Origin of the sequence: Streptomyces orinoci, from assembly GCF_003121295.1 — a bacterium.
Lineage (GTDB): Bacteria > Actinomycetota > Actinomycetes > Streptomycetales > Streptomycetaceae > Streptomyces > Streptomyces orinoci.
This window is the reverse complement of record NZ_PHNC01000016.1, coordinates 20,689-31,488: the sequence shown is the minus strand read 5'-3', so window position 1 is coordinate 31,488 and position 10,800 is coordinate 20,689. Positions and strand designations below refer to the sequence as shown.

Genomic DNA, 10,800 nt, shown 5'->3' with positions numbered 1-10,800 from the left:
CAGTCGGGAAGCCGGTTTCAGGAAATTCCGAATTCCCGGCCGATGAACTCGAACATCTCATCGTCGGTGGCGTTTTCGATCACATCGGTCACATCGGCGGCCTCCTGCTCCGCCGTGTCCGCGCGGCCCTCGCTCCGGGTGTCCGTCCACCGGGCCAGCAATGACTCCAACTTGGCGGCGATCCTAGCCTTTTCGGCCGCGTCGGCCGCCAGGCCGTCGAGCCTCCCCTCCAGTGCCTCCAGCTCGTCGAGCACCGAGCCCGCAGAGCCACCGTCCGCGCCGGACGCCTTCGCACCGCCGCCGGGAAGCGAGTTGGAGAGGTACTCCGCAACCTCCGCCGGGTTGGGGTAGTCGAACACCACGGTCGCGGGCAGCCGCAGACCGGTGGCCGCCCCGAGCTGGTTGCGGAACTCCACCGCGGTCAACGAGTCGAAGCCCACCTCCCGGAACGCCCGTTGCGGCTCAATGGCTTCCGCGTCGGTGAATCCAAGGACGGCCGCGACATGCGTACGGACCAGGTCGAGGAGAACGGCTTGGCGCTCATCGGCCGGCAGACCGGTCAGCCGGTCGGCCAGCGAACGCGTCTCCACCGCCGCGCTCTGCGCGGTGGTACGCCGGGTGGGGACACGGACCAGCCCACGCAGCAGCGGCGGCACCCCGGCCGTCGCAGCCCTCGACCGGATCCCGGCCAGATCCAACCGCATCGGCACCAGCAGTGCGTGCTCGCCGGAGCCGGCCGCGTCGAACAACGCCAGACCCTCCGCATCACCAAGCCCCGAAGCCCCAGCACGCGCCAGACGCTCCCGGTCCGCCACACCCAGCGAACCAGCCATCCCACCGGACTCCGCCCACGCACCCCACGCCAACGAAACACCCACCAACCCACACGCCCGCCGATACGCAGCCAAAGCATCCAAGAAGGCATTACCCGCCGCATAGTTGCCCTGACCCGGATTACCCATCACACCGGCAGCCGAAGAAAACAGCACAAACGCCGACAGATCCTGATCCTGAGTCAACTCATGCAGATGCCAGGCCGCATCCACCTTCGGACGCAACACCGCATCCAACCGCTCAGAAGTCAGCGAACCAATCGTCGCATCGTCCAGCACACCCGCGGTATGCACCACCGCCGAGACAACACGCCCCTCCAACAGCGACGCAACCGCACCCCGGTCAGCCACATCACACGCCACAACCTCCACCCGGGCACCAAGCTCAGACAGCTCCGCCACCAACTCGGCAGCACCACGGGCCTCCAGACCACGGCGGCTCGTCAACAGCAAGCTCCGCACACCGTGTTCGACCACCAGATGACGGGCCACCAGGGCGCCCAGGGCACCCGTACCACCCGTCACCAACACCGTGCCCTCACCGGCAACAAACCCACGACCGTCCCCGGCAACCGCAGCACGCACCAGACGCGGCACCCGCACCACCCCGTCACGGAGAGCCAGTTGTGGTTCGTCGGACGCCAGAAGGCCGCGCAGATCGACTTGCTCCTGCCGCTCCTGCTCCGGAAGGTCGAGCAGGACAAAGCAGCCGGGGTTCTCCGCCTGCGCCGAGCGGACCAGACCCCACACCGGGGCATGGGCGAGATCCTGAACAGTGTCCTCCAGCCCCGTGGACACAGCCCCCCGCGTCACAAAGACCAGGCGGGATCCGGCAAACCGGTCGTCCTTCAGCCACTCCTGGACCAGTTCGAGGGCCTGGCGGGCCGAGGATGCCGACTGGGCGGGCAGGTCCGGCGCCGGGGTGGTCAGAGGTGAACCGCCGAGGGAAACCAGGACCACGTCCGGGACCTCCTCCGCCGCACCGAGTTCACCGAGGTCGGCGAAGTATGCGGTCTCCGTCCCTGCCTCCTTCAGCAGGGAGTCGAGGTTGAACGGATCCGTACCGAGAACGCCCCACGAAATCGGCGACGAACCGGCCTCGGCCACGGGCAACTGTGCCCACTCCACATGGAACAGAGCATCGGACGTGGGCGACTCATCGGCGTCGGCGAATCGTTCGGGGTCGAGGGGCCGGAGCATCAGGGAATCCACGGACGCCACCCGTGCACCACTGGAATCCGCGATGCTCAAAGACACCGCGCTGGTACCGGCCTTGGCCACCCGCACCCGCAATTCCCGCGCACCGGTCGCATAAAGCGACACCCCGCTCCAGGAGAACGGCAGATGCGCACGATCCGCCTCCTCCACAAACCCGCCCAACGCCACCGCATGCAGCGCCGAATCAAGCAACGCAGGATGCAGACCAAAGCCCTCCGCGAACGTGCCCTCAGGCAACGCCACCTCCGCAAAGACCTCATCACCAAGCCGCCAGGCCGACCTCAGCCCCCGGAACACCGGGCCATACGACAACCCCGCCTCCGCAAGACCGTCATACAACCCCTCCACCACCACCGGCTCAGCACCCTCCGGCGGCCACACCCCCAGATCACCACCCACACCGCCACCCGCACCACGGGCCAGCACACCACTGGCATGCAACACCCACGACGCATCCGACTCCACACCCACCCGCGAATAAATCGCGACACGACAACGCCCCGACTCATCCACCGCACCCACCGACACCCGCACCGCAACCCCACCACGCGCAGGAACAACAAGCGGCGCCTGAAGCGTCAACTCCTCAACACAGTCACAACCCACCTGATCACCAGCATGAACCGCCATATCAACCAAAGCGGTACCGGGAAGGAGGACCGTGTCAGCGATCGCGTGGTCCCCCAGCCAGGCGTGGGTGTGACGCGAGAGGCGCCCCGTCAGCACAACCTCCTCAGAGTTGGGCAGTTCGACGGCGGCGCCCACGAGGGCATGCCCGGTGACGGTCTGGCCAAGGCCATTGGCGTCATTGGCGGTCAAGGGGGCTTCGAGCCAGTAGCGCTGGTGCTGGAAGGCGTAGGTGGGCAGTTCAACGCGCTTGGCGGCGCGGCCCGCGAAGATGCCCTCCCAGTCGAGGTCGGTGCCGTGGGCGTGCATCGTGCCGAGAGCGGTGGTGAGGGTCTGGGCCTCGGGGCGGTCCTTGCGCAGGACGGAGGCGAACACCGCGTCGTCGCTGACGCACGCCTGGCCCATGCCGGAGAGAATCCCGTCCGGGCCCAACTCCAGGAACCTGCCAACACCCTGACCGGACAGGTACGTCATGCCATCGGCGAAGCGGACCGCCTGGCGGACATGACGCACCCAGTAGTCGGGCGAGCACAGCTCCTCGGCGGTGGCCAGGGTGCCGGTGACATTTGAAACGACAGGGGTCTGCGGGGCGTTGAAAGACAGCTTCGCGATGGCGTTGCGGAAGTCCTCCAGCATCGGCTCCATCCGGGAGGAATGGAACGCATGGCTGACGGTCAGGCGGCGTACCCGCCGGCCCAGCTCCTGCCCCTGGGCGACAACCGCCTCAACCGCATCGTCGTCACCCGAAACGACCACGGACGATGGGCCGTTGACCGCCGCGATCGCGACCTCCGCCTCACGGCCGGCGATCCACCCGGCGACCTCGGCCTCGGTGGCCTCGACAGCAGCCATGGCACCACCGGCCGGCAGCTCCTGCATCAACCGGCCACGGGCCGCGACCAGCGTCGCCGCATCCTCAAGTGACAGCACACCGGCAACATGCGCGGCGACGATCTCACCGACCGAGTGACCGATCAGGAAGTCCGGCCGCACCCCCCACGACTCCACCAACCGGAACAGAGCGACTTCCAGAGCGAACAACGCCGCCTGAGTAAACGCCGTCTGATCCAACAGAGACGACCCATCCCCGAAGACAACATCCTTCAGCGAACGGCCGAGCCGCTCATCGAGGTGAGCGCAGACCTCGTTGAACGTATCCGCGAAGACCGGGAAGGTCTCATACAGCTCACGGCCCATACCGGCCCGCTGACTGCCCTGCCCCGTGAACAACAACGCCAGCCTGGCACCGGAAACAGCGCTGCCGGAAACCACGGCCCCCGACGCCTCACCGGCCGCCAAAGCCCTCACACCCGCGAGGAGTTCGTCACGATCCGCACCAACGACCACCGCCCGGTGCTCGAACCGCGACCGCGCAACCGCAAGCGAATAACCCACATCCACCGGCGACAGGCCGGCACGCTCCTCAAGGAACGCCACCAGCCGCTCAGCCTGAGCCCGGACCCCCGCCTCCGACTTCGCCGACACCACCCACGGCAACACCGTGCCGACAACCGGCTCAGCCACCTCAACAGCCGCCTCCGGCGCCTGCTCCAGCACCACATGCGCATTGGTCCCACTGATACCGAACGAGGACACCGCGGCCCGCCGCGGACGACCCACCTCCGGCCACTCCCTGGCCTCCGTCAGCAACTCCACCGCACCCGCCGACCAGTCCACCTCAGGCGACGGCGCATCCACATGCAACGTCTTCGGCATGATGCCGTGCCGCATGGCCTGAACCATCTTGATCACACCGGCCACACCAGCAGCCGCCTGGGTGTGACCCAGGTTGGACTTGATCGAACCCAGCCACAACGGCCGCTCCTCCGACCGTCCTTGCCCATAGGTCGCCAGCAACGCCTGCGCCTCGATCGGGTCACCCAGCCGCGTACCCGTGCCATGCGCCTCCAGCACGTCCACATCCGCTGCGGCAACACCGGCTTGGGCCAGCGCCTGGCGGATAACCCTCTGCTGGGACGGGCCATTCGGCGCCGTCAGGCCGTTGCTGGCGCCGTCCTGGTTGACGGCCGTACCCCGCACCACACCCAGCACCCGGTGCCCATTGCGGACGGCGTCCGACAGCCGCTCCACCAGCAGCATGCCCACACCCTCGGACCATCCCGTGCCATCCGCCGCGGCGGCGAAGGCCTTGCAACGTCCGTCAAAGGCAAGGCCGCGCTGGCGGGAGAAGCTCAGGAAGGTGTCGGGTGTCGGCATGACCGTGACGCCGCCGGCCAGGGCCAGCGAGCACTCACCCTGACGCAGCGCCTGCCCGGCCAGATGCAGGGCGACCAGCGACGACGAACACGCCGTGTCCACCGTCACCGCCGGCCCCTCGAACCCAAAGGTGTAGGAAACCCGGCCGGACGCCACGCTGCCGGTGTTGCCGGTACCAAGGAAGCCTTCGACTTCATCAGGTACGGCGGAGAGGCGGGAGGCGTAGTTGTGGTACATCACGCCCGCGAAGACACCGGTCTGGCTGCCCCGCAGGGACGACGGATCGATACCCGCCGACTCCAGCGCCTCCCAGGACGCCTCCAGCAACAGCCGCTGCTGCGGGTCCATCGCCAACGCCTCACGCGGCGAGATCCCGAAGAACGCCGGATCGAAGTCCGCCGCGTCATACAGGAAACCGCCCTCCCGCACATACGACGAACCCGCGACATCCGGATCATCGTCGAACATGCCCTCCAGATCCCAGCCACGATCCGTCGGGAAAGCGGAAATGGCATCATCCCCCGCCAGCACCAACCGCCACAGATCCTCCGGGGAGTTCACCCCACCCGGATAACGGCACGCCATACCCACAATCGCGATCGGCTCGTCATCGGGATGAGAGCCCGCGGATGCCACGACGACGGCCCGGTCCTCCGCACCGGTAATCTCCGAGACCAGATATTCGGCCACGGAAGCGGAGTTGGGGTAGTCGAAGAGAAGGGTGGCCGGCAACCGCAAACCGGTGGCCAACGCAAGCTGGTTGCGGAACTCGACCGCCGTCAGGGAGTCGAAGCCGAATTCCGTGAAAGCCTTCTTGGGCTCCACCGCATCGGCATTCGGGAATGCGAGCACCGCGGCGACGCGGCTTCGGACAAGTTCCAGGGCGGCGGCCCGACGCTGATCCGCAGGCATTGCGGCAACGCGGTTCGCCCAACTCCCACGTTCACTCAACGCCGCCTGGGCGGTGGTGCGGCGGGTGGGGACACGGACCAGACCGCGCAGCAGCGGCGGCACCCCGGCCGTCGCAGCCCTCGACCGGATCCCGGCCAGATCCAACCGCATCGGCACCAGCAGTGCGTGCTCGCCGGCGCCGACCGCGTCGAACAACGCCAGACCCTCCGCATCACCAAGCCCCGAGGCCCCGGCACGCGCCAGACGCTCCCGGTCCGCCTCACCCAGCGAACCAGCCATCCCACCCGACTCCGCCCACGCACCCCACGCCAACGACACACCCACCAGCCCACACGCCCGCCGATACGCAGCCAAAGCATCCAAGAAGGCATTACCCGCCGCATAGTTGCCCTGACCCGGATTACCCATCACACCGGCAGCCGAAGAAAACAGCACAAACGCCGACAGATCCTGATCCTGAGTCAACTCATGCAGATGCCAGGCCGCATCCACCTTCGGACGCAACACCGCATCCAACCGCTCAGAAGTCAGCGAACCAATCGTCGCATCGTCCAGCACACCCGCGGTATGCACCACCGCCGAGACAACACGCCCCTCCAACAGCGACGCAACCGCACCCCGGTCAGCCACATCACACGCCACAACCTCCACCCGGGCACCAAGCTCAGACAGCTCCGCCACCAACTCGGCAGCACCACGGGCCTCCAGACCACGGCGGCTCGTCAACAGCAAGCTCCGCACACCGTGTTCGACCACCAGATGACGGGCCACCAGGGCGCCCAGGGCACCCGTACCACCCGTCACCAACACCGTGCCCTCACCGGCAACAAACCCACGACCGTCCCCGGCAACCGCAGCACGCACCAGACGCGGCACCCGCACCACCCCGTCGCGAAGAGCCAACTCCGGCTCACCGCACACCGCAAACGGCCACAAACCAGCGAAATCCAGCTCCTCATCGCTGTCCACCAGCACAAACCGATCCGGATTCTCCGCCTGCGCCGAACGCACCAAACCCCACACCGGAGCATGCACCAGATCCAGCACACCCCCATCAACACCAACAGCCACCGCACCCCGCGTCACAAACACCAAACGCGAACCGGCAAACCGCTCATCATCAAGGAACCGCTGCACCAGACCCAGCACCCGGCCAACCGCATGATGAGCCCGGGAAACCGGGTCCGTCTCAGTGCGCTGCTCCATCAGCGGGGCGAAAATGACTTCGGGAATTTCGGGGAGGTCCAGTGAGAGGTCCCCGTTGAGTACCGCCCAGGAGCCCGGCTCACCGGTGGGACGGCTTATATCGCTCCATGAAATCTGGAACAGACTCTCGCCAACTCCCCGGTTCGCGTCGGCGAATCGTTCGGGGTCGAGGGGCCGGAGCATCAGGGACTCCACGGACGCCACCCGTGCACCACTGGAATCCGCAATGCTCAAAGACACCGCGCTGGTACCGGCCTTGGCCACCCGCACCCGCAATTCCCGCGCACCGGTCGCATAAAGCGACACCCCGCTCCAGGAGAACGGCAGATGCGCACGATCCGCCTCCTCCACAAACCCGCCCAACGCCACCGCATGCAGCGCCGAATCAAGCAACGCAGGATGCAGACCAAAACCCTCCGCGGATGTGCCCTCAGGCAGCGCCACCTCCGCAAAGACCTCATCACCCAGCCGCCAGGCCGACCTCAGCCCTTGGAACACCGGGCCATACGACAACCCCGCCTCCGCAAGACCGTCATACAACCCCTCCACCACCACCGGCTCAGCACCCTCCGGCGGCCACACCCCCAGATCACCACCCACATCGCCACCCGCACCACGGGCCAGCACACCACTGGCATGCAACACCCACGACGCATCCGGCTCCACACCCACCCGCGAATAAATCGCGACACGACAACGCCCCGACTCATCCACCGCACCCACCGACACCCGCACCGCAACCCCACCACGCGCAGGAACAACAAGCGGCGCCTGAAGCGTCAACTCCTCAACACAGTCACAACCCACCTGATCACCAGCATGAACCGCCATATCAACCAAAGCAGTCCCCGGCACAAAGACCGCACCCATCACCTCGTGGTCACCGAGCCACGGATGAGATTGACGCGACAAACGCCCGGTCAGCACGAGGTCTTGAGATTCAGGCAGTTCAACCGCCGCGCCCAGCAGTGGGTGATTGGCGGAGCCGAGTCCCAGGGTGTGCACATCACCAGGCGTCTCGGCTGACGACTGAAGCCAGTAGTTCTCACGTTGGAAGGCGTAGGTGGGCAGTTCAACGCGCTTGGCGGCGCGGCCGGCGAACACAGCCTCCCAGTCGAGGTCCACACCATGGGCGTGCAGGGTACCCACGGCCATGGTGAGCGCCTGAGACTCGGAACGGTCCTTGCGGAGGGCGGCGGCGAAGACCGCGCCTGCGGGCACACACTGCTGCCCCATGCCGGTCAGCACCCCATCCGGACCCAGCTCCAGGAAACGCTCCACGCCCTGGCCTGACAAGCAGGCCATGCCATCGCCGAAACGCACCGCCTGGCGGACATGACGCACCCAGTAGTCCGGCGAGCACAGCTCCTCAGCGGTGGCCAACGTCCCGGTGACGTTGGAGACCAGGGGGATCGACGGCGCGTTGAAGGACAGCCCGGTGAGCACCGCCCGGAAGTCCTCCAGCATCGGCTCCATCCGCGGTGAGTGGAACGCATGGCTCACCGTCAGGCGACGCACCCGCCGGCCCGCCGCACGGGCCTGCTCCATCACCTGTTCAACCGCGGCCTCGTCCCCGGAAACCACTATGGACGACGGGCCGTTGACCGCTGCGATCGCAACCTCAGTCTCGTGCCCGGCAACCCATCCAGCCGCCTCGTCCTCAGCAGCCTCAACGGCCGCCATGGCACCGCCCGCCGGCAGGGCCTGCATCAAACTGCCACGGGCCGCGACCAGCGTCGCCGCATCCTCAAGCGACAGCACACCCGACACATGCGCGGCAACGATCTCGCCGACCGAGTGACCGATCAGGAAGTCCGGCCGCACCCCCCACGACTCCACCAACCGGAACAGAGCAACTTCCAGAGCGAACAACGCCGCCTGAGTAAACGCGGTTTGGTCCAGGGAGGACTCATCGCCGAAGACGACATCCTTCAGCGAACGGCCCAGCCGCTCATCAAGGTGAACGCACACCTCGTCAAACGCGGCCGCGAACACCGGGAAGGTCTCATACAGCTCACGGCCCATACCGGCCCGCTGACTGCCCTGCCCCGTGAACAACAACGCCAGCTTGCCCGGTTCCGCGTAACCGGTCACCGCGGATGAGACGACCTGCCCCTCGGCCACGGCCCGCAGTCCAGCCAGCAGTTCGTCCCGGGAAGCCCCGGTAAGGACCGCCCGGTGCTCGAAGCGGGAACGGGTCACGGCGAGCGAGTAGCCCACATCGACGGGCGACAGCTCGGGCCGCTCGCTCACCCTGGTGAGCAGGCGCTCCGCCTGTGCCCGCAAACCTGCCTCGGTCCTGGCGGAAACCACCCAGGGGGTCGCGGCCCCGGAGACCGACGGTTCTTCCCGCGTGTGCTCCTCCGCGGGAGCCTGTTCGAGCACTACATGCGCATTGGTGCCGCTGATGCCGAAGGACGAGACCGCGGCCCGGCGCGGACGCTCGAGCTCCGGCCATTCCTTCGCCTCCGTCAGCAGTTCCACCGCGCCGGCCGACCAGTCCACTTCCGAGGTGGGCTGGTCAACATGCAGCGTCTTGGGGATGACCCCCTGCCGCAGGGCCAGCACCATCTTGATCACACCGGCCACGCCGGCGGCCGCCTGGGTGTGGCCCAGGTTGGACTTGATCGAACCCAGCCACAGCGGCTGGTCCTTGTCCCGGCCTCGCCCATAGGTGGCCAGCAGCGCCTGCGCCTCGATCGGGTCACCCAGCCGCGTACCCGTACCATGCGCCTCCACCACGTCCACATCCGCCGTGGACAGGCCGGCGTTGGTCAGGGCCTGGCGGATCACCCGCTGCTGGGAGGGCCCGTTGGGGGCCGTGAGCCCGCTGCTCGCGCCGTCCTGGTTGACGGCCGTACCACGCACTACGGCCAGGACCGGGTGACCGTGGCGCAGCGCGTCCGACAGCCGCTCCACCAGCAGCATGCCGACGCCTTCGGAGAACCCGGTGCCGTCCGCCGCATTGGCGAAGGACTTGCACCGGCCGTCCGCCGCCAGTCCTCGTTGACGGCTGAACTCCAGGTAGGTGCCGGGGGTTGCCATCACGGTGGCGCCACCGGCGAGTGCGAGGGTGCAGTCACCGTTGCGCAGCGCCAGCGCAGCGAGGTGCAGCGCCACCAGGGATGAGGAGCAGGCGGTGTCAACGGTGACGGCCGGCCCCTCCAGTCCCAGGGTGTAGGCGACTCGTCCGGAGGCCACGCTGCCGGAGCTGCCCGTACCGAGGAAGCCCTCCACACCCTCCGGTATCGCGTCCAGGGCAGGCGTGTAGTCGGTGTTGTTCATCAGACCGGCGAAAACGCCGGTCTTGCTGCCCCGCAGCGTCTCTGGGGTGATGCCCGCCGACTCCAGGGCCTCCCAGGACGCCTCCAGCAGCAACCGCTGCTGCGGGTCGGTGGCCAGCGCCTCTCGTGGCGAGATCCGGAAGAAGGTGGGGTCGAAGTGACCGGCCCCTTCCAGGAATCCGCCCTGGGGAAGACGTGTCCCGCCCTCTCCCTCATCACCCGGAACGGCAAGGTTCTCCAGGTCCCAGTCACGGTCGGCCGGTACCTCGGAGATCCCGTCCCGGCCGTCCATGAGCAGCCGCCACAGCTCCTCGGGCGAGCTGACCCCGCCGGGGTAGCGGCAGCTCATGCCGATGATGGCTATCGGCTCCTGCCACTTGCCCTCCGCCTCGCGGAGGCGGCGGCGGGTCTCGCGCAGGTCAGCTGTCGCCCGCTTGAGGTAGTCAACCAGCTTTTCTTCGTTCGACACTGAGATAACTCCACTGTGAGGACTACGACTTACG

At 67.4% G+C, this 10,800-nt stretch carries 1 protein-coding gene; it reads right to left on the bottom strand.

The annotated features are described in order from the left end of the window. Positions 1-17: 17 nt before the first annotated feature. Positions 18-10,766 (bottom strand): type I polyketide synthase, encoded by a 10,749-nt coding sequence (locus tag CV755_RS12485; protein ID WP_109280288.1) that lies wholly within the window; start codon positions 10,764-10,766, stop codon positions 18-20. Positions 10,767-10,800 lie beyond the last annotated feature (34 nt).